Genomic DNA, 24,478 nt, shown 5'->3' with positions numbered 1-24,478 from the left:
TCGCCTTTAGCCCTCTTCTGTCACCGAACGCCATTTTCGCCAACTCATTACCGGCTGACCGGGACGGGGAGAATCCGGGAGCAGGGACAAGAACTCCAACGCGTGCCCATCAGGGTCAAAAAAGTAAACGGAGACCACCGGGACCCAAGGATGAACCGATCCCTCTTCCGTCGGTTGACCGAAGAAATCAACCACCTCGACGCCCACTTCCTTGAGTTGCCTCACTTTTTCCGGCAACTGGTTTAGCGGGATTTGAAAGGCGAGATGCTGCCGGAGGATGTTCCCTGTATCCGGGGCAAAGGCGTTGTGAGAGCCTCCCTGTTGCCACAACCCCAACATGGAGCGGCGGTCCGCATCGACCCAATAAAAACGGACCTCCTTCGTGTCCAGCCCTAAGGTACAGCCCAACACCTGCTCATAAAATTGGGCGGAGCGGTTCAGATCCGAGACGACCAAGTGCTGTTCAAACAGACGCATCGCCATCTCTCCCTTTTTCCTTTCATCATAAAAGGAAGCCATCCGAACTGTCCTCCGACCTTGGGAGAAAAACCGCCTCCGTCATGAGGCTTACGTTCTTCCGCCCAAAGTCCGATTGCCTTCCCCAGTCGGATGTGAAGAAAAAGTGGTATAACCTTGGCCAGATAGGACACTCCAATAATAGGAGAGTACGGAAAAGGAGTGAAGGACGTGAGAGACGAACAGATTCGAATCGATGAGCAGACGATATCGATTCGACCGGGACAATCGATCCTGGAGGCGGCACAGTCCGGGGATCAGTATATACCCAGTATCTGTCACCACCCTCAACTGGGCGGATTGCAAACCTGTGACACCTGCATCATCGACGTCGACGGGCAGCTACGACGTGCTTGTGTCACTGAAGCCCAACCGGGGATGCAGGTGCAAACGCAGACCGACCGGGTGAAAGAAGCCCAGCTGGAAGCGATGTCACGTATTTTAAAAAACCACGAACTGTACTGCACGGTTTGCGACAATAACAACGGCAACTGCGAAGTACACAATACCGCCGTCTACCTGCAGTTGGACCACCAAAAATACGATTTTCAAGCCAAACCCGATCCGCCGGACAACTCCCATCCCTTTTACCGGTACGAGCCGGATCAGTGCATTCTCTGCGGCCGGTGTGTGGAGGCGTGTCAGGACCTACAGGTGAACGAAACCCTCACCATCGATTGGAACCGAGAAGTTCCCCGTGTGATCTGGGATGATGATGTCCCAATCGACCAGTCCTCCTGTGTCTCCTGCGGCCATTGCGTTACGGTCTGTCCCTGCAACGCACTAATGGAAAAATCGATGCTCGGGGAAGCCGGTTATCTGACGGGCATCCCACCTAAGGTGTTAAAACCGATGATCGATTTGACCAAGGAGGTGGAGCCGGGGTACCGAGAAATTTTTGCCGTATCGGAAATCGAGGAGTCGATGCGCAAAACCCGCATCCAACGGACCAAAACGGTCTGCACCTACTGCGGTGTGGGGTGCAGTTTTGAGATTTGGTCGAAAGGCCGGGACATCCTCAAGGTGGAACCGCAACCAGAAGCCCCGGTTAATGGAGTATCCACCTGTGTCAAAGGTAAGTGGGGATGGGACTTTGTCAACAGTGAGGAGCGGCTGACCCACCCCCTGATCCGTAGGGGAGATCGATTTGTGGAGGCCACCTGGGAAGAGGCCCTCGACCTTGTCGCCGAAAAACTACAGGGGATGAAGGAGACTTACGGTGCTGACGCCCTCGGCTATATCGCCTCCTCCAAATGCTCCAACGAAGAAAATTTCCTGTTTCAAAAGTTTGCCCGGGCCATCATGGGCACCAACAACGTCGATAACTGCTCCCGCTACTGCCAATCCCCAGCAACCGCCGGCTTGTTGCGGACTGTTGGAATTGGCGGGGATGCTGGAACCATCCATGATATCGCCGGCGCCGATCTGGTTCTGGTGGTGGGTGCCAACCCCGCGGAATCCCACCCGGTGCTGGCTACCCGGGTGAAGCGAGCCCACAAATTGCATGGTCAGAAGCTGATCGTCGCCGACCTACGAGAAAACGAGTTGGCACAACGGGCAGATCTGCACCTCCATCCCCGTCCAGGGACCGATCTGGTATGGCTGGCGGCGGTAACCAAATACATCTTGGACCAAGGCTGGGAGGATCGAGAATTTCTTCAACAGCGGGTTAACGGTGTCGATGAGTACATCGAATCTCTCCAAGAATACACTCTGGATTACGCTGAAAAGGTGACGGGGATCCCCAAAGAGGAACTGATCCGGACAGCCACGATGATCCACGAGGCGAAGAATGTCTGTATCCTGTGGGCCATGGGCGTCACCCAGCATCTAGGCGGCACTGATACCAGCACCAGCATCGCCAATCTGTTGCTCGTTACCGGCAACTTTGGCCGTCCCTACACAGGAGCTTACCCCCTCCGGGGACATAACAATGTCCAGGGCGCCAGTGACTTTGGAACGATGCCGGCCTGGTTCCCCGGTTATGAACCGGTGCAGGATGAAGAAGTACGAAGTCGCTACGAGAAGGCTTGGGGCGTCTCCCTCCCGAAAAAACCGGGCTTAAACAACCATCAGATCGTAGAGGCGATCCACGACGGAAAGATCAAGGGGATGTACTTATTCGGCGAAGAGATGGGCTTGGTCGATTCCAATATCAACTACGTTCAAGCCGCCTTTGAAAAACTGGATTTCTTTGTGGTACAAGATGTCTTTTTCTCCCGCACAGCCCAATTCGCCGATGTGGTTCTGCCGGCTGCGCCCAGTCTGGAAAAGGAAGGGACCTTCACCAATACCGAGCGCCGCATCCAGCGTTTTTATCCAGTGTTTGAGCCTCTTGGGCAATCAAAACCGGATTGGGAGATTTTTCAGGATCTGGCTAACCGGTTGGGGGCAGATTGGAACTACCACCATCCCGGCGACATCATGGAGGAGGCGGCCCGCCTGGCCCCGGTTTTCGCCGGAGTCAGCTACAAACGCCTGGAGGGATGGAACAGCCTCTTGTGGCCCGTCGACGCCAACGGCCAGGATACCCCTGTGCTGTACACCGAAGAGTTCGGTTTCCCGGACGGAAAAGCGCGCTTGACCCCCGTCGATTGGACACCACCCTATGAGCCCGGAGAGGAATACGACCTGCATCTGAACAACGGGCGCCTGCTGGAACACTTCCATGAGGGAAATTTGACCTACCGATCCGCCGGAATCACCCACAAGGTTCCCAATCCTTGGCTGGAGGTGTCGCCCGAGCTGGCCGACAAACGGGGGATTAAAGACGGGGCTCTCGTACGTCTCGTCTCCCCCTACGGAGCAGCCAAGGTGAGGGTGATGGTGACCAACCACGTCAAAGGGCGCGAACTTTATCTCCCGATGAATGCCCAGAACGATGAACATGCTGTCAACCGTTTAACCAGCAGCTACCATGACAAAGTGACCCACACCCCCAACTACAAGGAGATGCATGTCCGGATGGAGGTTCTCGAAGCAAAAGGAGAATCGCCGTTGCCCCGGGCTAACCACCGCTTTGGCAACCGGGTCCCGCAGGAGGGGGTCCAGGTGGAGAAAAAGTGGCAACGCCCCGACTACCGACCCATCGCCGAATCCATCGATCCGAAAAAAGGAGAGAGGCACCATGGCCAAAGCGATCACGCAGATTGAACCCCCTCGCCAGGATCCCGGCGAGGAACGGGCACTGTCCCTGGAGCAACTATTGCAGACCGTGGTGCAACACCAAGAGGCGCTGTCGGTCACCATGGATATATTGGGAGAATTGCACCGGGCGGGAATCTTGGAGATAGCGCAGGGATTGCTAAAAAACCGGGAGGAAGTGGGGGCCATCGCCATCAACCAGCTGAACCAGCCCGAGGCTCACCGGATGATCAAAAACGGGATGGCAGGGTTGCAATGGTTGGGCCGGATCGACCCCGACCAGCTTCACTCCGTCGCTCAGGCCGCTGAAAACGGTATGGAACAGGCCTTGGAAGCTCGGGACGGACACAAGCCGATCGGTCTCTGGGAGCTGGCCAGACAGGCCCGCGACCCCGAGGTCCGCACATCCCTGGGCATGCTGACCCGTTTCTTACAAGGGATGGGGAAAGCAGTTCGGTCCCAATCTGAAGATCGAGGTGAACGTAGATGATCACCAAAAAAATCCACGTTCAGGGCATGGCTAATCAGAACGACACAGAGATGGTCCACCATGCCCTGCATGAGGTCTGGGGTGTGCGGGAAGTAGATGTCAGCCTGAGTCGGGGGGAAGCCGTCGTTACCTACGATGAAAAGGCCGCAACCATGGCAGATTTTCAACAGGCGGTGATCGATCAGGGGTTTGAAATTTACACCGAAGACGGAACCACGGAAGAGAAAAAGGTGTGAGAAAGGAGGGAGGATCCGATGTCTCTCTTTATCTGTGAAGTTTGCGGAGAGCAGGATGTGTCTCCAGATCAGGAAGCTGCCGGGGACGCCCGGAGCCTGGAAATCCTTCATATCTGTGAAAGCTGCATGGAGGACCGCAGGCAGCCGTCTGTGAATACAACCTGAAAAAACCCTCCCGATTTTCGGGAGGGTTTTTGCTCGGCTCACTCTTTGAACCCGGCGGTAAAGGTGACGGAGCCATCTTGTTTTGGTTGATATCTTTGACAAAGATCCCGGTGTAGACGGGTGCATGGCCGTCACCATTATCAACATAGTAGGAGCCGGAGTTGGGAGTGGATGTCGGGGAGAAAAACATCTCCCGACTGGTAAAGGTCCCCTCAATCGCCACGGTTGGTTTTTCTCTAGATCCCATTGGTTGTCTGCTTGCAGGATGGAGATGCCGTAGTGGGTTTATTCGGGTCCGGTTTCGCCCCCTGTTTCCGGGACTGGTACCAGTATTGCGCCTCATTGGGCCGCCAGAAGTTGCGCTCCATCACAGTTTCATCCACGTGATAGATGGCCAGCCCTTTGACGTCACCATACCGGGTCAGCCCCATGTCAAAGGTGCCGGAGACCGGCTGCCGATTTTCGATCAGAAAGTATTCACTTCCCTTAGAACCGGGAACCATCAGCTTAACCACCCTGGATCGGTGGCGGAAGGTTGCAGGGTGAAGGTTTTGGATCCCTTCGTCAAGGTTCGCTTTTTCCAGACCGATAAAGATTTTGGACCAGGCATCGGGGTGAACCGGGGAGTTTCCGGAGTAAGGGGCCGCATTGGGATAGTGGGTCCAGGAGCCCCCGGACGTCAAGGAACTAGGTACCCACCCCTTCGGAATCGTAACCGTAATCGTGAAGGTGCGGGAGACCGAGGACATGGCCAAACTCATGGGCGAACACGCCGACCTGGGGCGGAAACCGGTCCTTCCTCCTCACCCATATACCCGGTGATATCGCCGCCCACTTCCGGGGTGATGGTGGTAAGCATTCACGTTGACCTCGTCGGCTTCCAGCTTGTTGTCGGGATCATAGACGGCCTCATCACTGTCTTGGGCCCATTCGTTGAAGTTGCTTCGCTGTACTCCCACTGGTGGGACCAGATCACCCGGGGATCCAGGTTCCATTCAATCCCCATCCCTTCATGGGTGAAGAAGACATTGGGCACATATTAGGAAAAGTCCACCTCGCCGTCAGAGCGACCACACATCCCCGTAATCGTTCTGAACGGTACCGTACCTTTTTCCCGATTTTGTAGTAGGAATAGGGATGCGCCATCTTTACATGGGCCACTTCCCCGGAGATGTTTACCTTTCCGTAGGAGATCTCGCGGTAAAAGTTTTTCATGGTCCGATCCGTCGGGGCGGTTTCTCCCTCGTACTCGTCGTATTGTTGGAATTGCTCCATTTCGTAGGGATTGTAGGAATCCCCGAACAACTGGTCCACTGGCATATGTTGATAATCCACTCTGGTGGGGGGATCATCCTGATCCGGAAGTCAAGTTCCTTTATTTCCGTGCTCGGTAAGCTGTCCTTGTACACACAAGAATCCCCGCGACCGCGGGAGTTCGATACAGGAGATCGGAAGGAATCGTCCGGATCAGCCCTCCGATATGGCGGCCGGTTCATAAAGTTTCTCCCCGCGGTGCAGCCGCCAGGCGATCCGGGCTGTGTGGGCTCGTTCCCGGTCCGTCGGGGCGTGGGCTGCCAGGTAGCGGGTCATGGCCAGGATCATCGACCGCTCTGCCCTTTGGGCCAGCTCGCTCGTCTCTTCTGCCCACCGGTCATGCTCCGCTAGACACGCCTCCACCACCTGGAAAGTGTGAAACTCCGCGTCCTCCCGCAACAAAGCTAGACCCAGGGCGTTGAACAGCGGCCCTTTCTCTCCACCCCGGTCCAGATAGGCAGCCACCCATTCCGCCGCTTCCGTCACTTGGTGTTGTTGATCCAGCAGAGCGAGCAACTCTACCGGATCACCGCGGAATCCCTCCGCCGACTCCTCCTTCGGCGGCTTGGCGGAGGGAATATTGAGGAAGCGATCGAGGTAGACGCTCATCCCCCGTGATAGATCCCCCTAACCAGCTCAGGTGTCAGGGAACGGCGCAAACTTTGGTGGACGGCGTGCGCATGGGTGAAGGTGTGAAGCACTCGGATCCAGTCCTCAAATTCGTTTTGCAGATGGAACCGCTCGATCCGTTCGGCGGCGGCGAGGGCGACCAACTGGGCCAGCCTTGCCGGTGCCATCCCTTTTTCCAGCGCCTCCGTCATCTCCGTCACCGTCCGCCGAGGGTTGTTCCCCAGTATCAGGTCCACCAACGCCCGTTCATCCACCCCATGGGCAACCATGCCAAAACGAATTTCCGACAGCCGGCTGAACGCTTCCTGCAGAGGGGTAACTAGATCCACTGGGGACTGCCAACTGATGAGCTCTTCACTCCGTTCCGCGTTTCGGAAGGCGGGGAGGAGAGAAGTGAGTACCTGAGCCCGTTGCTCCGACCCGATCTGATCCAACACTTCAAAGGCTTTATTGTGAAAGTCCAAGGCGTGACCCGTGTCCATATAAAAATGATCCATCACCGCCGCCATCATCATGTCAGCCAGCTGTTGTTCCGAAAAACCGGCCTTGATAGCCGTCAACAGTACACGCTCCGCTCCCTGTATATCCCGCACTTCCACCGATCGACGGTACCAGCGGGCCAACCGTTTCGGATCAGCCCCCTCGACCGGCAGTGGTTCCTGCAGAAACCGGGTTCCCATCCCCGCACTCTCCCGGGCCACATGGACCAATCCCTGATACAGGGCGAGTATCTGACCGCGGTGGTCCAGTTTAGGAAGGAGATGAACCATCGCCGTCAGGATGGTCAGGCCGGACCGCCACCCCGCTTGCCGGTGCCGGGTGCCAAATTCCACTCCGGTCCGGGCGATCGACTGGGGGGATTCCCCTGCTTCCATCAACCCGATCACCGCCTTGGCGATCACCAGACTCAAATTTTGTTCCATCCCCTCCCGGAGGCGACGTCGGTACTGTTCCATACTCCGCTGTCGGCAAGGTTCCGGCTCCACCCATACCTTTCCATCTTCCACGCGGGTTCGATAGATCGGCACATCATCAGCCCAAGGATCTAGCGTTCCCCCGCTCTGTAAGTCAAAGCGAGCATGGTGCCAATGACAGGTGAGGATTCCGTCGCAGAGGCTGCCCATATGAAGAGGAAACCCCATATGGGGACACCGGTTGTCGACGGCGTACACCTCCCCCTCGTGATAAAAGACCGCAATCCCCGACCGGCCGCCTTTCACCACCTTGGGATTCCGGCGCAATGCCTCCACAGAACCTGCGTACAACCAGCCGTTCATCGATACCGACTCCTTTCTCATTTCGTGGTTCCATTCCATCCTACCGACAATGGGCTTCTCGCTTCATCGGCAGCGAGACTCAATTGGTATACAAAAAAAGCCCTGCCCGCCGGCAAGGGCCGTCTTAAGACTTTAGTCCCAGATGCGGTCGCTTGTAGGCACCTGTACCCTCTCTCTACCCTTCGATATAATGGTTTCATATTAGGGAAAACGGATCTCTAGTGCCCTTTCAGGCAATCTTGTTCTACCTACGTTGTCTGGGGAGGTGGGTGTACCCCCACGTTCCGTTTGCATCCATAGGTCGCAAGTCTCGCCTGGTCACTTCGTTCCCAGGCTCGCTTTGGGGGTATACCGACTACACCCTTTCAATATAGGATGAATATTTCCGGAAGGGGTCCTAAGAAGAAGGGAAGGAGTTGCATCATTGAAACCGCTGGAGTTATTGGAACGGTACTTCGGTTATACCTCCTTTCGCCCGGGGCAGGAGGCGATCATCCAAAGCATCCTGGAGGGGCATAACACCTTCGCGGTGATGCCAACGGGGGGCGGAAAGTCGGTCTGTTACCAGATCCCGGCGCTGATGTTGGAAGGGCTCACTCTCGTGGTTTCGCCGCTCATCTCCCTGATGAAAGATCAGGTGGATCAGCTGAATCAACTGGGCATTCCCGCCACTTATATCAACAGCACCCTCACCGTTCATGAGATGGAACAGGAACTGAATAAGGCCGCCAGGGGAAGATACAAACTTTTGTACGTGGCTCCGGAACGCCTGGAATCCCCTCGTTTCCAGACGATGCTGCGGCAGGTGCCTCTCTCCCTGGTCACCGTCGATGAGGCCCACTGCATCTCCCAGTGGGGGCACGATTTCCGCCCCAGCTACCGGTCCCTCGCCCATTGGATTCATGATTGGCCCCACCGGCCGATCATCGCCGCCTTTACGGCGACGGCGACGGAGGAAGTACGCCAGGATATCGCCCGACTCCTCTCCTTCGACCCGGATCACATCTTTACCACCGGGGTAAAACGACCCAACCTCTCCTTCTCGGTGCTCCACGGAGAAAATGTGCGGGAGTATGCCGCGAACTACTTGAAGGAGAATCCCGGCCAACCCGGCATTTTTTACTGCGCCACCCGCAAAGAAACAGACCGGCTGGCGCAGTTTCTCAGCGAACAGGGGTTCTCTGTCGGACGTTATCACGCCGGTCTGACAGAAGCCGAACGGGAACAGGCCCAGGAAGCTTTCGCCTTTGACCGGGTTCAGGCCATCGTCGCCACCAACGCCTTTGGGATGGGAATCGATAAATCCAATGTCCGCTTCGTGATTCACTGCCAGATGCCAAAAAATCTGGAATCCTATTACCAGGAGGCGGGACGAGCCGGCCGGGACGGGGAAGAGAGCGAGTGCATTCTCCTCTTCTCCCCCTCCGACATCCGCACCCAAAAATATCTGATCGACCAGTCAGAACTCGCCCCGGACCTGAAGGGACGGGAACAGGCCAAACTGCAGGAGATGGTTCGATACGCCTATACGCAACAGTGTCTGCAACAAACCTTCGCCCACTATTTTGGGGAGAAGATGGCGGATCCCTGCGGGAAATGCAGCAATTGTACGGCGGAAGGAGAGCAAACCGATATCACAGTGGATGCCCAGAAAATTTTTTCCTGTATTCGACGCATGCGCGAACGCTTCGGCGTCTCCCTCACCGCCAAAGTGCTGAAAGGGTCCAAGAGCAAGCGGGTTCTCGAGCTGGGTTTTGACTCCCTCCCTACATACGGTTTACTAAAAGCGTACACGGAAAAGGAGATCACCCACCGCATCCACGTGTTAGCGGCGGAAGGATACCTCCGGCTGACCGACGACGAATACCCGGTGCTCACATTGACACCGGCCGCCGCCGATGTTTTAAAAGGGAAGAGACAAGTGCTGCTGCGGGTGAAAAAGCGGAAGCGGCGTTCCGCGCCGGTCCGGGAGGATCTGTTTGAAGAGCTTCGCAGCCTGCGGCGGGAGATTTCCGAGGTGGAACAGGTTCCTCCTTATATGATCTTCTCTGACAGCACCCTGACCGAGCTGACCCGGGTATTGCCTCGCGATCCCCAACAGATGCGATCCATCCGCGGGGTGGGCGACCGAAAATTGGAGCGCTATGGCGACCGTTTCTTGGAAGTGATCCAGTCCTACCTGGAACAAAAGGGCTTCGAACCCGGTCCCGCAGCGGAAGCGGCGGCGACAGCGGAGAGCTCCTCCCGGAATGACGAAGAGCCGAGCCATCTGATCACATGGAAACTGTGGCGGGAGGGGTTGGACCTGGAAACCATCCACAAGGAACGAGGCTTGGCCCTCACCACTCTGGAGAACCACCTGATCCGGGCCGCCACAGAAGGTTATCCTTTGGACTGGAACCGGCTGATCCCTCAGGAACAGGAACCGCTGATCCGCCAGGCGATTGAAAAGGTGGGCGGCACCCGCCTCAAACCGATCAAAGAAGCCCTGCCGGAGAATATCACCTACACGACGATCAAAGCGGTGCTGGCCAAGCAAGCGGAAGAAATGTAATCCATCCCCTCTGCCAGAGGGGATTTTTAGATCCTCCCGAAGCGATCTTCTTCTACTGCTTATTAAATATGTCATATGAGTAGGTAAAAATATGAATGATTATATAAGGAATCATCCGGTTTTTCGGGACAAGCGTTGCCCGAAAAGCTTGGCCTACAGGGATCGAGGAAAAGGATGTATAGTGGTAGATATTTAATAAAGGGGGAACCTTAGAACGTACATCCCAAACCCTATTGACTCCACAAAAAAAGACAGACATGAATGTTCCATTCATGTCTGTCAGGCCGAACCTTGGGCATCAGGTGGATAGAAGATTTGGAACACACGATAAGCCCTCAGGCGCTCCACCGTCCCCGATTCCGGTTGTATCGAATGATGCCCCTGATCCGCTGGTACATCCGGGGATCTTTCAATTTGCGGAACCCTTTCAGCCCTGGGGAGAGATTGGCCTCAATTAGATAGACGGTTCCATCCTTATCGATCCCCATATCCATCCCCCAGATCCGTTGGCCCTGAAAGCGGTCATCCAGAGCTTTAGCTGTAGCCAGAGCCAGCTGATCAACCTGCTGGATCAAGTGGCTCGGATCTTCTTCTTTCAAATCTGAGCGCTGAATCGCTTCCTTTACCGGCATCACTCCGGCGCCCAAAGCCAGGTTAGTTTTAAAACAGCCGTCGCTGGCCCGCTTCGCATATTTGCCGGTGACCCGCCACGGCCCGTTCCCCCGTCGCTGCACAATCACCCTCAAATCGAAGGGGCGTTCATCGATACAAGCCAGATCGATAAACTCCTGAATCAGGTAGTGTTGGTTTCGAACCCCCTTTTCCACATGCATACACAGAGCCTCCAGCGTGTTAAACGTACGCTTTTTCCGGTCGTAGTGAATTTCAAAGCTATGGTCCCCGATTTTCGCCACCTTCACCATGCCCAGCCCGCGGCAGCCAACCGCACGTTTTAGAACGAATTGCTGATGAGTTTCCAGAAAGGAGCTGAGCTCCTCTCGAGTGAAAGGTTCCGTCCGCGGGAGAGAGGGGGCGATCGTCTCATGGGCGCTCAACAATTGATAACGGGTCAGTTTCGTGTCTTGCTTCACTCTTACTCACCCTATCCCTGGCTGGTCCCTATATTCCTATGCGATGGCACCCCGTCGGTTGAGGGCGAATAAGAGATTGGGTGTTTTGGCTGTGCATTCGCATAATCGGTCCCACCCCTTTGGCCATAGTCTATCCTACCAATGAAAAAAGAAAGGGGATTCGGGATGACGGGACCCTATACCGTGATTCCCGATCGGGAGTCACAGGATCAGCTGACCCTATCTGCAGACTCGGCATCCCACATAAAAGCCGAAGTGCACCGGGCATATATCCTGCGGTTCGGTTCGGCATGCCGACATATTTCCCTCCAGGTGAATCAGGATGTACCGACAGACACCATTTGTCTGTCGGAAAATATCCTTCTCGATTGGGGCCTATCATCTCGTTCCCGTTACGAATTGACCGTAACGGACGGCCACATCCACATCGGCCCCTTTATCGGGCTGCTGATAGCGGATACCGAGGCCCATTTAAGACGAAGGTTGAGACATCTCTCCCGTTACACCCGACATGCGGCCGCCATTCACGGGATGCTGATGGCTTTCTCACTGTCGGGGGTCAACCGGCGAAAACAACGAATCAGCAGTTATTTCTATGATTCCAGGAATGATACATGGCGACGCGCACTACTTCCATATCCCGACGCCGTCTTCAACGTGATCACTCTCTCTTACAAGTGGCGTCAACATTTTTTCAAGGCGTTAGGCGGCCGTCTGTTCAATGATTACCGGTTTAATAAATGGGAAATGTATCAGTTACTCAGCCAACACCCCGGAATCCGGGAATTCCTACCTGAGACCCACTTAGTGACCCAACCGGAAAACCTCCTCCGCTATCTGGAGAAATGGGGCAGTCTCTACGTTAAACCGGTGTCCGGCAGTTTAGGGCGGAATATTTTCCATCTGAAAAAGAATCCGACAGATTATACACTTAAAACTCATCGAGGAAAGAGATTGCAGCGATATTGTTTCAACAGTGAAATGGCACTGGTCCGATTTTTGTTCCGCCAATTAAAACGCGAGCGCCGATATATTTTCCAACCCCTGCTTCGCATTCATTTCGACCAAAAAATCCATGACTTTCGCCTGATTGTCGTCAAGGACGATACGGGGCAATGGCAAGACATCGGCCTGATCGGCCGTTTGGGAAAAAAAGGAGCGGTGGTCAGCAGCAGTGTCACTGGAGCCCACCGGGAGCCGGGGGAGATGACGATACAGAAGATCGTAAACGACAAGAGCCAAAGCGAGAGGGCTCGGAAAACCATGTCCCGCGTCGCACTGAAAGCAGCCCGACTGCTGGATGACGGTGGCCACCATTACGGCAATTTCGGGGTGGACCTGGCCTTGGACCAGAACCATAAAGTGTGGCTGATCGAGGTCAACTGCAGGGACCCTCAACATTACAAAGCCGCCCGTGCTGGACGAAAGGATCTGGTAGAAAAAGCTTGTCGCTCCAACTTGCTTTATGCGAAAAGACTGGCTGGTTTTTTCAAAGAATCAATCCTCCCGCCACAACCGATCCAGCAAAACAGCGGTGAAGGTTCCAATCAAGAGGCCGTTTCCGACGATAAAACGGAGAATGGAAGGCAGTCCGGAAAAAGCATCGGCAGGGACAAACATCACTCCCACCCCGACAATCAGAGCGATGCCCGAGATGGTCATCCTCCGTTCAGTCATGGGATGACGGGTGAGATGGTCCAATCCGATCCCGAGAATGTGAACGAAGGAAGCCATCAGAACCGCATAAGCGACCGGTCCGGGGAGAGCGGCCAGGATACTGGCCAAACCGGGGAGAAAAGCAATACCGATCACCGCCGTTGACCCGATCAGAAAAGGAGCCTTGGAATGCAGCCCGGTCATTCGCATAAAACCGGCCGAACTGGACAACGGAATCGTTCCCACCGAAGAGAAAAAGGCGGCCAAACCATTGGCCACTCCATTCAACAGGCTACCCCGAGCCAAGGCGGAACGGTTGCCTCCCCGAGAAGGTCCGAGCACCTGGGAGGCCGCTGCCATCGTGGCTACCAGATTGGACAACAGGATCAGGGCGATCAACAGCGCGGAGAGCGCCATTCCTGGATCCAGTTCCGGGTTTCCCCAAGCGAACACCTCCGGAAACTGAAACCAGCCACCAGACGGAGAGGGAGGGGTTGCGCGGCCGAGAAGGACAAACAAGGCCCAACCGACCAGGATGCCGATCAGAACGGAGTAGTGCTTCACCCAACCGCTCCCCCGCACCGAGATACCGATCACCAAAGCCAAAATGCCAAATGAACAGAGGGCGGTCAAGGGATGGATCCGAGATGCTTCATCCACCCCTAACATGCCTTGTAGAAAGACGCCGCTCAGCTGAAATACCAATAAGATCAGATACACCCCGGTGACCAAGGGGGTAAACAGAGCGGCCACCCTTCGGACAGCGCCGGTCAGAGCCAGCAGAATCAGCAGCAACCCCGCCAGCAACATCCCCCCTTCCAAAAGACGCAGGATCTCTAACGGCTCTCCTCCCTGTCGGAGGGCCGTCTCGCCCATCAGGATAAAGACTCCCAACCAAACCCCGGCGGGGCCATCGGCGACAGGGTAGCGGTGGCCGAGCCAGCCTTGCAGAAAAGAGGCGGCTCCAATCACGAAAAAGGCCCGTTGCATCAACTCCGCTGTTTCGACTGCTGATAATTGAAAAACTTGGCCGATCACGATCGGCATTGCGACGGTGTTGGACAGAAAAAAGGAGAACCATTGGAGCGATCCGAAAAAGAGCTCCCCTCGGTTTTGTAGCGAATGCTTTTCACCTGCACGATCCGCTGTTTTTGTTGTTTCTTCCTCTGTCATTCAATCACTTCCTTCAAGAAAACCATCGTTGTTTGATCGTATAAATGGCCGCCTGGGCCCGATCCTTTAGCCCCAGTTTCCCTAAAATGTGACTGACGTGGGTTTTCACCGTCTTTTCCGCGATCACTAAATTGAATGGTTCAGCCGCTCGGCAATGGTGCGCAAGGTTTTCCATTGTCGTTGCCGAATCTCCTCCATCCTCCCCGCCCCTTCTCTTCCTTTCCTATATTTGAAATATGATCCCATGCCAATATACCACAGAAAAGACCCATCTTTTTGAATGATGGGTCCCGTTGGAAGATGCTTACTTTCGTAACCAGTCCACGCGAGGAATACTGACATTGAATTCCCGTTGGATCCATTCGGGAAACTCTCGCAGCAACCCTTCCTTTTTTTCCTCCTGATCCAAAATGGAAGAGAGATGCCCTCGAGCCAAACGGGAAGGGATTTTCTGCTCGCGGTAGATGCGGGACAGGCTGCGCAATAGGCGATGAGGAAACAGCAATTGTGCATATATCAGGCCATACTCCGCTTCTTCCAGGGGGGCCGTCTCCTGATATGCTTTCAGAATGGCCGTGATCGGCTCCAAGGAGCCGGTTCGACCGTAGGCATACAGGAGAAAGCGGGCCAATTCCCGACTCCGCACATCTAGGATCAACCGGTTCCAATCGATCAGATGCACCTCATCCCCGTTTCCCCAAATCAGATTGCGACGGTGCAAATTGCAGTGGCAAGCCTCCCCTCCGCCCCGGGTTGAGCGAACCACTTCATCCCCGCCCATCTTTTGCAAATAGCGCAGGGCCGTCTCCAACATCCCTTCGATATAGGAACACTGCCTCAACCATAGATGATCCACCGGCTCCGGTTCGGCACTGAGATCTGCGGCCAGCTTAAACATATGAACCTGCTGGGTTAAATCCTGCCAAATCGTCTCCCATTTGCCTGTATGGCTCAATCCCCGAGACCGGATCGAAGGGGAGAATCCTTTCGAAGCGGAATGAAACCGGGCCAATACCCGAGCCACCTGTGCCCAACGATTCCCTTTCCTGAGGTCCTTCACTTCCCCCTCGATCCAGGGAAGGAGCACATATTTACGACGGCGACCCGCCACTGTTATTCCCTGGTGCCGGGTCAGAACGGGTGAAGGAATCCGGATCCATTCTGTTTCTGATATGTGCTCGGCCAACTCCCGCAACAGTTTCCAACGGAGTTCTTCCCGTTCATGCACCCGTTTTAAACCGTAAGTCCCCTGATCCGTTTTCAAACGGAGGACTCCCCCCACCGGTCGGGCTTCCTTCAGCTTGATTCCGTAATGGTGATGAATCACCTCCGGAAGCCGCGGTTCCCCCGTCCATTGCTGCAAGGTTGCAGACTCGGACATCGCCTCTACCCCCGTTTCTCCTTCCATGCCATCTACACTATGTATAGATGGAACGAGGCTGCCCTATGCCCGGGATCGGTTACGCTTTGGAATCAGGGTGGATCACATCCAATCCCCCCGTCACTTGGATGATGTTTCCGGTCGTAAAATCAGAGTCCGGTTCACAGAGAAACTGAATCACCCGGGCCACATCTTCTCCGGAACCAGGGCGCCCCCTCGGGGTTTCCTTATCCCCTCTCCCCTGTACTTCGGCGATCCGTTTCTCCTTGTTTTCTCCGACAATATCCCCCGGGCAAACCATATTGACCGTCACCCCAAAGGGCGCTTCCTCCACCGCCAATGTTTTCGTCAGGGAAGCCAGGCCGGTCTTCGCGGCGGCATAGGCGGCCCGATCCGGCCAGGCAGGGGCCTCTCCCACCCGGCCAAATCCGAACAGTACCACCCGGCCCGATCCTGATCGCCGCAAATGAGGGAGCGCAGCGTGGGTGGTATACATGGCGCTTTTCAGATTGCCATCCACCAGATGGTCGATTTCATCAAGGGTATAATCGGCAAACCGCCGCCGCTCGCGAAAAAAAGGGCCGACGGCATGGATCAGAGCATCGAGGCGTCCGAAATGCTCCACCGTTTCTCTCACCAGCCCCTTGGCCTGCTCTCGGACACTGACATCAGCCTGAAAGGCTTTTGCTTCTGTCCATGCTTTTGCGAGCTGCTGGGCCCGATCCGCCCGCTGTCGGAACTGAACCGCCAACCGCCAGCCGGATTCCGCCAGGACCTGGGCCGCCATCCGCCCCAAACCGCGAGAACTGCCCGTCACCAAAGCGACTCGTCTCTGTTTGGTTTCCATCTCACACCTCCGTTCAGCTATCACATGAAAAGGATTCCCCGAAGACATAAATTTTCTCTCAACGCGCTATAATAACGCTATCTGTAAGGAGGAAGGGGTATGAACCATGAGACGAACAAGGCAACCGAAGGAGAGATCCATCGGGCAACCTTGACCCGATTGAAAAAACGGGGGGTCCACCTGGATCAGGTTGCTGAACTGGTCTATTTCCTGCAAAAAGATTTTCATGAAGGACTTACCACAGAAGAGTGTAAGGAGCATGTGGAACATGTGTTGACCAAACGGGAGGTTCAAAACGCCTTACTCACAGGGATCGAATTGGATGTGTTGGCGGAGCAAGGCGAACTGAACGAACCCCTTCTCGACATGGTCACAAGGGATGAAAGCTTGTACGGGATCGATGAAGTCCTAGCCACATCGATTCTGAATGTCTATGGCAGCATCGGTATGACGAACTACGGTTATATCGATCGGGTAAAACCAGGTATCCTCAGCCAACTGGACAACAAACAAAAGGGGCGGATTCACACCTTTCTGGACGACCTGGTCGGTGCCCTGGCGGCTTCTGCCGCTGCCCGTCTCTCCCATAACCGGAAGAAACAAAAGGAAGAAACAACCGATCGTTGACAAAAGACCCGAGCATCCCCGGGTCTTTTTGCTTAGGCTAACCGATACGTCCAATGATTTCCCCGCTTTTCCTTGACCAATTCGCCACGCCGGTGAAGATACTCCAGATGGGCCAATGTTTCCGCAAGGGCAAACCGCAAGTTATGAATCGACAGATCGTTGCCGAAAACCCGGTTACAAACTTCCATCGCCGTGATCCCTTCTCCTCGAGTCCACTCCTTCATCCGGTCGAGACGTTCCCGGTGGTGGCGTTTCAGTTCATCGATCCGCTCATGGTACGTTTCAAAAGCGGATCCGTGGGAAGGAAACACCTTGGCTACCGCGAGCTTGTCCATCTCTTCCAGGGTATGAAGATAGGTTCCCAGCGGATCCGGATCACAGCCTGGCCACAGGGAGATATTAGGAGTGATCCTAGGGAGCAGGAAATCTCCCCCGATCAACCATTTCCGATCTTCATCATAAAAGCTGAGGTGACCGTCGGCATGGCCAGGGGTATGCAGGATGCGGTAGGATCTGTCACCGAGACGAATCTGTTGACCGGCGGCAATATACTCCGGTTCAGGGTGCGGTTCCACCCATTTGACAAAGGATCGCAAGTGTTCCGGAATCTTGGCCGCCGTTTCGGCATCGAGGCCGTGTTCGGCGAAATAACGGCCCATGATCTCCGGTTGCTCCGAATCGTTGTTCCAAAAAAGTGACGCCTGTTTAAAGTCTGTCCGCGACAATTTGACCGGGGCCCCGGTCTGTTGCTGCAACCATCCGGCAAGCCCGTAGTGATCGGGATGGTAGTGGGTGAGAACGATCTGCTCCACATCCGGCCAAGCAAACCCGACAGAGCGTCTCGCATCTTCCCAAGCTTCCAGATCTCCCCGATAGTGGAGGCCGGCATCGACGATAGTGTAACCACCGCTCCCTTTGATCAGATAGGATTTGATGATTTTTAGAGGAAAAGGCAAGGGCAACGGAACTTCCACGATGTCATCCCAGCGGTTCATAAAACGCCTCCTTAGATAAACTCCCACTCCTTCAGATCCCCTACCGTGTAGGTGGCCCTGACGGTTCCGTTTCGATACTCCTCCGGTGATGTGACACCGCCGAACACCAATAGCGTATCGATCCCGTTATCGACACCGGCACGGATATCCGTCATCATGTTATCGCCCACGATCAAGGTTTCTTCCGGTGTGGTTCCCAGACGACGCATCCCATACTCCACAATCGGCCGCTCCGGCTTTCCGATAAACCGGGGCTGGACTCCGGTAGCGGCGGCCACTCCCGCGCACAAGGAACCGCTTCCAGGCAGGAGTCCTTCATCGGTGGGCAGCATCAGATCGCCATTGGTTCCGTAAAAGTCAGCCCCGGCCCGAATCGCCAGGCACGCCGTCTTCATCTTATCATAAGTGAAAGCCGGATCGAGCCCCATCACCACCGCTTGCGGCGACTGGTCCGTCAGCCTGCAGCCCGCCTCCGAAAGGGCTGCTTTCAATCCTTCCCCGCCGATAGCATAGACCGACGGGGAACCTAAGGTTTCCGTTAAAAAAGCGGCGGTCGCCTGGGCGGAAGTTACCACTTGTTCCGGCTTAGCCGGATAACCGAAACCCCGGAGCTTTTCCGCCACCTGTTCCGGGCGCCGTAAGGAATTGTTGGTGAAGTAAAGGTAAGAGAGTCCTCGCTCCTCCAGAGATTCCACAAAACCCAAACCGGAAGGAACCACCCTTTCCCCTTTGTACAACGTGCCATCTAAATCGATCAGATATCCGCGGTATCGAGTCATGCTGAAACGCTCCCAACAAAAATCATGCGGGGACTGTTTTCTGCATTATAAGGATGCCCCTCAAAATCCCCGTACACATCTTCCACCATGAGACCCGCTTGTTCCATCATGGTCACCATCTGCTCCCGGGTGTACATCTTTACCCGCTCCTGATAATGGCGACGGCCATCCGCATCGGTCAGGGTGATCTCCTTGCGGACATAGTCGCCGTCGATCCAGCGCTTCTCAAGGATCCGTGTCCCGGATTCCTCCCGTTCGCTTTTGGGAACGAGGTTTTTTTCCACCGCCGTCCGGTTCAAATAGTCGATAATGAACCGTCCATCGGGACGCAAGACCCGCCGGATCTCCCGCAACACCTGTTGATTTTCCGCATCCTCGATAAAATAGCCGAAGGATGTAAACAGGTTGAAGACAGCATCGAAGCAATCTTCCTCGAAGGGAAGCCGGCGCATATCTCCCCGGATGTACCGGATGTTGCGGCCCTGGGAGGACGCTTTCGCATGTTTCAACAAAACCGGGGACAGATCGATCCCGGTCACGTTGAATCCCAGTTCATCCAGGGCGATCGAATGGCGCCCTGTGCCGCAGCAAAGATCGAGCACCTGGTCCTCTTGGTTTAGGTGGAGCCGCTCGGCCGCCCATTGAACTTCCCGATCAGCGGCAGCCCGGTTGCGGTGCCGATAGACCAACAGATAATCTTCCCCAAAGCTCTCTTCGTACCATGGCATGACCCATTTCTCCTTTTCCAGCAAAAGTAGTGCCCCTTGTATCTGGTCTCAAGGTATCGCCTATCCCCTATCCGCTCGACGAGATACCCCTTTCGTTCCCGTTATGACGACGCTCCGGTTTTAGGACAGATGGTTGCGCTTAGCCCTTGCCTCCACCGAGCGAAGGCTCTTTTGGATCTGATGATCCGTCTGTTGCAGCTGCTTTTCCCATTCAGGGGTGAAAAGCGGTTCCCATCCAAAAGTGGCGGCATTAAAACAGGCGATATGGTAGGTTCCCAGGTAGACCGTGCGCAATTGAAGGAAGGCGACCAACGTGTCACTGGTCTTGTTACCAGAGACAGCCAAATAGTCGGGAGCCAGCTCCAAAAGCTCACCAGCCAGCTCATGGAGCCGCCGGATGGGTCCGAGAAGATGACTGGCCTCCGCCGATTCGCTGCCGCGGATCATCGCTTCCACCGCTTCAATATCTGCATCCACCAGGGACTCCGCCTCCTGTCTGCAATGGCGCAGCCGGTTGAGATCGCGGTGAGGATTCCGCCCGCTGCTTGGGCTGTTTTTCTCCACCTGTTCTGAGACGGTCAATTCCAGCAGGGAACAAGCCATCATCAGGGTAGCGGCTAGACTGCTCCCCGCAGCCGGACTGGGGATTTTACGCTCAGCCATCCCTTCCGCAAACCGGGTGAGGGAAAGGGAGGCGTAACGGGTCACGCTCTTCCCTCCCCGTCTGGGATGGCCTCCGGCCCCAATTCCCGACGCAGATACTCCTGCACCCAGCTGGTAAAGGAACGGAACACGTCGACATCTTCCGCTTCGTTCCGGAGATCTTCCGGAGTCACCTCCACATAATGCCGCATCAGACGGTCTCGAAAGCGGATCAGTTTCTTCAGCCGGTCCACTTCCTCCGTGGGAATCACCTGTTCATCTTCCAAAATATCGATGATATCGGAATAACCGCCGGGATCCCGCATGATAAACCCATCGATCATGGTGCTCCCCACATCGATCACGCATTCCACTCCGATATGTAAAGCCCGGGCGGCGGCAAAACAAGCGAGCGGTTCCCCTTTGTCCAACATCCCTCGGGACTCGTCCACCACCGACAAACACTGCCCCAAATAATGAAGTTGACGATTAATCCGTTCCGTATCCACGTTGTACAACATGATGATAACCCCTTTCTTTCTCACTGCTTTTATTATATCCCGCATCCTTCACCGGAGAAAACCATTCCCCCTCTTATGCATAATCTCTAGCCGCAATTTAAAAATAGTAAGGAACCAACACCGAGGGGAAAGGACGAATAAAGGATGCAATTGAGTACCAAAGATCTCAACTATATCAAGGATGAAATGTCTTGGGAGCTTCTGGCCTTCAAAAAATGCCACCATTACGCTCAAGAGTGCCAGGATCCACAGATCAAACAACTGATCGACGATATCGGTCGCAAGCACCAGCGCCATTACGAGCAGCTGCTGCAATTTATGAACACCGCAAACACCAAAACCGCCCCGATGAACCAGCCGGGAACCCAAATGGATCCCACCATGGGCGGTCCCAATATGAGTCAATAAGGAGGCAAAGGATCCATGCAAAACCAATCACAAAACCAATCGGTCGCAAGCCAAAGCCAAACATCTCAAATACCCCAGATCAAGGGACCGGAGATGAATGACCGGGATCGGATCAACGATGTATTGGCCATGGAAAAGTATATGCTCCTGGCCTACAATATCGCTGCAAACGAAGCCAGTTTTGACACCTTGTACCGGACCCAAATGGATATCTTGTCCGACATCCACCAATGTCAGCGGGACCTTTTCAACATGATGCATGCTAAAGGGTGGTATAAGTTTGATAACGCCGATCCGCAAAATGTGGACAAAGCGGCACAAAAATTTACCAACTACCAAACCCAGTTTCCGTACCAATAAAGAGACCCAGGATAACGGCCGGCATTCCGGCCGTTTTTTCTATTCCCTTTTGATTCTATCATGTCCGCCCCGGCAGCAGGTTTCCGCAACCGAAAAAAGGGTGAAACCCCAAAAGGATGGAGCCCGTTTTTTAAGTAGGGGTTTCTTTTGTCTTTCAGATATAATTTTAACCGCCGACTATGCGGTTTATAGGGGGTTCGCTGAAACATTATGACGGCACAAACTGATTCTCTTCAGCAGAAAACTCCCCGAAAACGGGATTACTATTTCGACAATGTCAAATTCTTTTTGATTATGCTGGTTGTTCTCGGGCATACCTACCGCCCTTTAATCGATGAAAGTCCGATTATTAAAGGGGTTTATCTGTCTATCTACACCTTACACATGCCCCTGTTCATCCTAGTTTCGGGGTATTTCGCCAAAAACTTTAATAAAGAAGGGCAAAACAAAAAACTGATCACGACCGTGTTGGTTCCCTATTTCATCTTTGAGATCTTGTACTCATTCTACGATCACCTCATTTACCGAACCGACTCCCTGGAGTTCACAATTCTGGAACCGTATTGGATCATGTGGTTTCTGTTCAGTCTATTTTTCTGGCGCTTGATGCTTCCTTTTTTCGTCAACCTTAAATACCCTTTGCTGATTGCCTTGGCGCTGTCCATCGCCATCGGCTATATCGACGATGCAGACAGCTTTTTGAGCCTCTCCCGCACCATCGCCTTTTTCCCCTTTTTCCTGTTGGGGTTCTATCTGAAACGGGAACATTTTGAGCGATTGTTCTCGCCCACCAAACGGGTGATAGGCATCATCGGGGGCGTATTGCTGTTCCTCATGATGTACGGTCTGGAATTTCATTCCTCAATCGACCTGGATTTTCGTCGCTGGCTCTATTTTGTTTTCCCCTACGAGGATCTGAACCATCCCGAATGGTACGCGGGAATGATCCGACTCGGCTTTATCGGGCTGGCGCTGGTAGCTTCCGCACTCTTTCTGGCCGTGATTCCCCGGGGAAAAACCTTTGTGAGCGAATTGGGCAGCCGCTCCTTGTATGTGTACCTATTACACGGGTTTTTCATCAAGTTTTATGATGCTCTCGATGTGGATGACAAGTTTGCCGGACCTACCCTGTATATCGTAGCGACGATCGCAGCCATCGGATTAACCTTCTTCCTTTCCTCCCGCTGGGTGCAAAACCTGTTCCGGCCCTTGGTTCAACCGAAAATGGACTGGATCTTCCACAAACAGGAACAACGAAAGCTGAATAAAGCCGCCTATTGAGCGCCAATCGACAGTCCCCTTCGGGGGACTGTTTTGTTCCTGGAAGAACCCCACACCTGTCACAAAAAAAGCGTCTGAGAAGAGATCCGAAGCGTTAGGAGAACATCACTAGCACTCCCCTGCCTGAATGGTTCAAGCGGACCACATCGGCACCTAACCGGGGGGATTTTGGTAACCGACTTCGCTCCCTTTTCCATCCCTTCCGGAAAACCTTGTCAACTCCCCGCTTTGTTTGTCACAGGTTGGCATCCTTTGTCGCCAGGGAAGGATTCCGCCCCACTTCCCCGAATCCATGTGGTGAATCCGAAAATCGGGGAGGTTATCGTATGTCCGAAGAGGCGCGCATTTCCACCAAGGAGGCCGCCGATCGCCTCCACGTTCATGCACGTACGGTAAGAAAATGGATTGACGCTTTTGAAGAATACATCTGCCCCGAAGTGAATGACCGTGGACATTATCTATTGTCACCGGAAGGCTTTCAGCGGCTGAACGACATCCAACAACGACTGCAGGAATCGAACAAGTCCATGCGGCAGATCCGGCAGGACTTGATCAAAGAAGGAAAATGGGAAATGGAGCGGCCCGTCCCCGCCCAGGATCAGGCAAACCCCGAACCGCAACCGGAAGCTCCGAAGATGCCCTTTGGAAGCGAGTATCCGGTCCATCGACTGGTCGGCAGTATAGACGAGATCGGGGAAATGATGGAGACGGTGTTTAGTCGCCTCGATCAACTGGAAGACCATGTCTTCACCATGTTTGACATGATGGAGGAAATGGAGACCAAAGTGTTGTCTAGTCAGCAAAACATGTTGCCGGTGGCTACGGTGCAGCACATGATGGATGAAATCGGTAAGAAACAGGAACAGTTGAAGGTGGAACTGAGAAACGCCACCTTCTCCCATCGGTTGGCGTCTGCCACTTCGGAACCACAACAACTCACCCCCCGACGACAAAGGCGAACCCGTTTTCTGGGGATCTTTTAGTCGGGAAAGTGGGTGGAGGAACCATCAGTTTTCGGTATAATGAAGGGAAGATCCGAGAAAAAAGGAGACCTTCCCATGTCTAACGGCGATTTCTTCTTTCTGTACGACGAAAACGAAGAGACACAAACCCGATTTGTCAGCTTTATGGGCGAAACCAACCGCTTCGACCTGGGGATCACGATGACTGATCGTTTCTATGGAAAAATGATCGTTTTCAATATTCAATCCAATCGATTTGCCATCATCGGCCCTGACGACCTGGAAGAACCGGGCTACCTGGAACGCGTTTACGATATCGGCGAAGACGAAGCAGAAGAACTGAAACAGTACCTCTCCACCTTTTTCTAAAAGGGGGACCCTTATCCCCCACATAATCAACCCCCTCCACGCACAGGGTAATGTTGAGGTGGTTGATGATGTTTCGTCGCAAAAAAAGATCCCATCACGATGTAAAAACGGTGCAATCCCAGCGGAATCAGTTGTTCTTTGAGGAGTTTCCCGAAGGGCCTTACGGAGCCTCCACGAACGAAGATGTCTTGGGCAAGGAGTCTCCCTGGCGGCCCAGCCAACATGCTGCTCCCCAGTATACCTATGAAATGCGGGATTTTCATGAAGGGATTCCCCGGCAAGTGCCCGGCAGCCATCCCACTCACGATGATCCCAACCAGAATGAAGAATAA

At 54.4% G+C, this 24,478-nt stretch carries 27 protein-coding genes and 2 pseudogenes; 12 read left to right on the top strand and 17 right to left on the bottom strand.

Annotation, left to right across the window (positions count from 1 at the left end; translation table 11 throughout):
* Nucleotides 1-6 precede the first annotated feature (6 nt).
* Nucleotides 7-519 carry a VOC family protein gene (locus BLP91_RS06510; protein WP_091567960.1) on the bottom strand — a complete coding sequence of 171 codons (513 nt, stop codon included), beginning with the start codon at nucleotides 517-519 and terminating at the stop codon, nucleotides 7-9.
* A 159-nt stretch (nucleotides 520-678) separates the two neighbouring features.
* On the opposite strand from BLP91_RS06510, the gene fdhF reads away from it, so the two are divergent.
* Genes fdhF through BLP91_RS06495 form a run of 3 tightly spaced genes read left to right on the top strand, consistent with a single transcriptional unit; the run spans nucleotide 679 to nucleotide 4,386 of the window.
* Nucleotides 679-3,669, top strand: a complete 2,991-nt coding sequence (fdhF, locus tag BLP91_RS06505; protein ID WP_425412186.1) for a formate dehydrogenase subunit alpha — start codon at nucleotides 679-681, stop codon at nucleotides 3,667-3,669.
* Nucleotides 3,644-4,150: a helical membrane plugin domain-containing protein gene (locus BLP91_RS06500; RefSeq protein WP_091567955.1), complete on the top strand. Its 507-nt coding sequence runs from the start codon at nucleotides 3,644-3,646 to the stop codon at nucleotides 4,148-4,150. Before fdhF ends, BLP91_RS06500 begins: the two co-directional genes overlap by 26 nt.
* Complete coding sequence (locus BLP91_RS06495) at nucleotides 4,147-4,386, top strand: heavy-metal-associated domain-containing protein (protein ID WP_091567952.1); 240 nt, start codon at nucleotides 4,147-4,149, stop codon at nucleotides 4,384-4,386. The genes BLP91_RS06500 and BLP91_RS06495 overlap by 4 nt, the downstream gene beginning before the upstream one ends.
* Before the next feature lie 401 nt (nucleotides 4,387-4,787).
* On the opposite strand, the gene BLP91_RS06490 is transcribed toward BLP91_RS06495, so the two are convergent.
* The 6 genes from BLP91_RS06490 to BLP91_RS06475 all read right to left on the bottom strand — a co-directional run bounded on the left by BLP91_RS06490 (nucleotide 4,788) and on the right by BLP91_RS06475 (nucleotide 7,772).
* Nucleotides 4,788-5,234 carry a hypothetical protein gene (locus tag BLP91_RS06490; protein ID WP_425412185.1) on the bottom strand — a complete coding sequence of 149 codons (447 nt, stop codon included), beginning with the start codon at nucleotides 5,232-5,234 and terminating at the stop codon, nucleotides 4,788-4,790.
* Between the two features lie 4 nt (nucleotides 5,235-5,238).
* On the bottom strand, nucleotides 5,239-5,322 hold the full coding sequence (locus tag BLP91_RS17510; RefSeq protein ID WP_425412191.1) for a hypothetical protein: 84 nt from the start codon (nucleotides 5,320-5,322) through the stop codon (nucleotides 5,239-5,241).
* 32 nt (nucleotides 5,323-5,354) lie between these two features.
* The gene (locus tag BLP91_RS06485) at nucleotides 5,355-5,546 is read right to left on the bottom strand and encodes a hypothetical protein (RefSeq protein ID WP_091567947.1); all 192 of its coding nucleotides are present in this window, start codon (nucleotides 5,544-5,546) and stop codon (nucleotides 5,355-5,357) included.
* Nucleotides 5,524-5,886: a hypothetical protein gene (locus BLP91_RS06480; RefSeq protein WP_091567944.1), complete on the bottom strand. Its 363-nt coding sequence runs from the start codon at nucleotides 5,884-5,886 to the stop codon at nucleotides 5,524-5,526. The genes BLP91_RS06485 and BLP91_RS06480 overlap by 23 nt, the downstream gene beginning before the upstream one ends.
* Nucleotides 5,887-6,018: 132 nt before the next feature.
* Nucleotides 6,019-6,474 (bottom strand): hypothetical protein, encoded by a 456-nt coding sequence (locus BLP91_RS17370; protein ID WP_342670277.1) that lies wholly within the window; start codon nucleotides 6,472-6,474, stop codon nucleotides 6,019-6,021.
* The gene (locus tag BLP91_RS06475; protein ID WP_342670276.1) at nucleotides 6,471-7,772 is read right to left on the bottom strand and encodes a Rieske (2Fe-2S) protein; all 1,302 of its coding nucleotides are present in this window, start codon (nucleotides 7,770-7,772) and stop codon (nucleotides 6,471-6,473) included. The genes BLP91_RS17370 and BLP91_RS06475 overlap by 4 nt, the downstream gene beginning before the upstream one ends.
* Nucleotides 7,773-8,196: 424 nt before the next feature.
* Here BLP91_RS06475 and recQ point away from each other — a divergent pair, with 424 nt between their 5' ends.
* Nucleotides 8,197-10,326, top strand: a complete 2,130-nt coding sequence (recQ, locus tag BLP91_RS06470) for a DNA helicase RecQ (RefSeq protein WP_091567942.1) — start codon at nucleotides 8,197-8,199, stop codon at nucleotides 10,324-10,326.
* 335 nt (nucleotides 10,327-10,661) lie between these two features.
* On the opposite strand, the gene BLP91_RS06465 is transcribed toward recQ, so the two are convergent.
* On the bottom strand, nucleotides 10,662-11,417 hold the full coding sequence (locus BLP91_RS06465) for a YheC/YheD family protein (protein WP_091567939.1): 756 nt from the start codon (nucleotides 11,415-11,417) through the stop codon (nucleotides 10,662-10,664).
* A gap of 141 nt (nucleotides 11,418-11,558) precedes the next feature.
* Between BLP91_RS06465 and BLP91_RS17055 the strand changes: the two are divergent.
* Nucleotides 11,559-12,884 (top strand): annotated as a pseudogene (locus BLP91_RS17055) (YheC/YheD family endospore coat-associated protein); the annotation flags it as partial.
* A 30-nt stretch (nucleotides 12,885-12,914) separates the two neighbouring features.
* Here the strand turns inward: BLP91_RS17055 and BLP91_RS06455 are convergent.
* The 4 genes and pseudogenes from BLP91_RS06455 to BLP91_RS06440 form a co-directional block, all read right to left on the bottom strand.
* Nucleotides 12,915-14,246 carry a purine/pyrimidine permease gene (locus tag BLP91_RS06455; protein ID WP_091567934.1) on the bottom strand — a complete coding sequence of 444 codons (1,332 nt, stop codon included), beginning with the start codon at nucleotides 14,244-14,246 and terminating at the stop codon, nucleotides 12,915-12,917.
* Between the two features lie 13 nt (nucleotides 14,247-14,259).
* Nucleotides 14,260-14,376: pseudogene (locus BLP91_RS06450) on the bottom strand (response regulator transcription factor); the annotation flags it as partial.
* 174 nt (nucleotides 14,377-14,550) lie between these two features.
* Nucleotides 14,551-15,627 (bottom strand): phosphotransferase, encoded by a 1,077-nt coding sequence (locus tag BLP91_RS06445; RefSeq protein ID WP_176757873.1) that lies wholly within the window; start codon nucleotides 15,625-15,627, stop codon nucleotides 14,551-14,553.
* A 79-nt stretch (nucleotides 15,628-15,706) separates the two neighbouring features.
* Nucleotides 15,707-16,474, bottom strand: a complete 768-nt coding sequence (locus BLP91_RS06440; protein WP_091567928.1) for an SDR family oxidoreductase — start codon at nucleotides 16,472-16,474, stop codon at nucleotides 15,707-15,709.
* A gap of 99 nt (nucleotides 16,475-16,573) precedes the next feature.
* Between BLP91_RS06440 and BLP91_RS06435 the strand changes: the two genes are divergently transcribed.
* Entirely contained in the window at nucleotides 16,574-17,101 is a 528-nt protein-coding gene (locus BLP91_RS06435; RefSeq protein WP_091567925.1) for a phosphatidylglycerophosphatase A family protein, read from the top strand.
* A 32-nt stretch (nucleotides 17,102-17,133) separates the two neighbouring features.
* On the opposite strand, the gene BLP91_RS06430 is transcribed toward BLP91_RS06435, so the two are convergent.
* The 5 genes from BLP91_RS06430 to BLP91_RS06410 all read right to left on the bottom strand — a co-directional run bounded on the left by BLP91_RS06430 (nucleotide 17,134) and on the right by BLP91_RS06410 (nucleotide 20,766).
* A complete protein-coding gene (locus BLP91_RS06430; protein WP_091567922.1) occupies nucleotides 17,134-18,096 on the bottom strand; it encodes an MBL fold metallo-hydrolase in 963 nt (320 codons plus the stop codon).
* Nucleotides 18,097-18,107: 11 nt separating this feature from the next.
* Nucleotides 18,108-18,875: a TIGR01457 family HAD-type hydrolase gene (locus tag BLP91_RS06425; protein WP_091567919.1), complete on the bottom strand. Its 768-nt coding sequence runs from the start codon at nucleotides 18,873-18,875 to the stop codon at nucleotides 18,108-18,110.
* Nucleotides 18,872-19,603, bottom strand: coding sequence for a class I SAM-dependent methyltransferase (locus BLP91_RS06420; protein WP_091568263.1), 732 nt, complete (start codon nucleotides 19,601-19,603; stop codon nucleotides 18,872-18,874). Before BLP91_RS06420 ends, BLP91_RS06425 begins: the two co-directional genes overlap by 4 nt.
* 120 nt (nucleotides 19,604-19,723) lie before the next feature.
* The gene (locus tag BLP91_RS06415) at nucleotides 19,724-20,311 is read right to left on the bottom strand and encodes a hypothetical protein (RefSeq protein WP_091567916.1); all 588 of its coding nucleotides are present in this window, start codon (nucleotides 20,309-20,311) and stop codon (nucleotides 19,724-19,726) included.
* Nucleotides 20,308-20,766, bottom strand: a complete 459-nt coding sequence (locus tag BLP91_RS06410; protein ID WP_176757872.1) for a DUF86 domain-containing protein — start codon at nucleotides 20,764-20,766, stop codon at nucleotides 20,308-20,310. The genes BLP91_RS06415 and BLP91_RS06410 overlap by 4 nt, the downstream gene beginning before the upstream one ends.
* A gap of 144 nt (nucleotides 20,767-20,910) precedes the next feature.
* Between BLP91_RS06410 and BLP91_RS06405 the strand changes: the two genes are divergently transcribed.
* From BLP91_RS06405 to BLP91_RS06375, 6 genes are all read left to right on the top strand, one after another.
* On the top strand, nucleotides 20,911-21,174 hold the full coding sequence (locus tag BLP91_RS06405) for a ferritin family protein (protein WP_176757871.1): 264 nt from the start codon (nucleotides 20,911-20,913) through the stop codon (nucleotides 21,172-21,174).
* Nucleotides 21,175-21,189: 15 nt separating this feature from the next.
* Nucleotides 21,190-21,534, top strand: coding sequence for a spore coat protein (locus BLP91_RS06400; RefSeq protein ID WP_091567911.1), 345 nt, complete (start codon nucleotides 21,190-21,192; stop codon nucleotides 21,532-21,534).
* Nucleotides 21,535-21,744: 210 nt separating this feature from the next.
* Complete coding sequence (locus tag BLP91_RS06390; RefSeq protein WP_091567906.1) at nucleotides 21,745-22,815, top strand: acyltransferase family protein; 1,071 nt, start codon at nucleotides 21,745-21,747, stop codon at nucleotides 22,813-22,815.
* A 326-nt stretch (nucleotides 22,816-23,141) separates the two neighbouring features.
* A complete protein-coding gene (locus BLP91_RS06385; protein WP_091567903.1) occupies nucleotides 23,142-23,798 on the top strand; it encodes a MerR family transcriptional regulator in 657 nt (218 codons plus the stop codon).
* Between the two features lie 75 nt (nucleotides 23,799-23,873).
* Complete coding sequence (locus BLP91_RS06380) at nucleotides 23,874-24,146, top strand: DUF3055 domain-containing protein (protein ID WP_091567900.1); 273 nt, start codon at nucleotides 23,874-23,876, stop codon at nucleotides 24,144-24,146.
* A gap of 68 nt (nucleotides 24,147-24,214) precedes the next feature.
* Nucleotides 24,215-24,478 (top strand): hypothetical protein, encoded by a 264-nt coding sequence (locus BLP91_RS06375; protein WP_176757870.1) that lies wholly within the window; start codon nucleotides 24,215-24,217, stop codon nucleotides 24,476-24,478.

This window comes from Melghirimyces thermohalophilus (assembly GCF_900102685.1).
GTDB classification, from domain to species: Bacteria; Bacillota; Bacilli; order Thermoactinomycetales; family DSM-45169; genus Melghirimyces; species Melghirimyces thermohalophilus.
The sequence above is the reverse complement of the archived record's forward strand: the minus strand, read 5'-3'. Positions and strand labels throughout refer to the sequence as shown.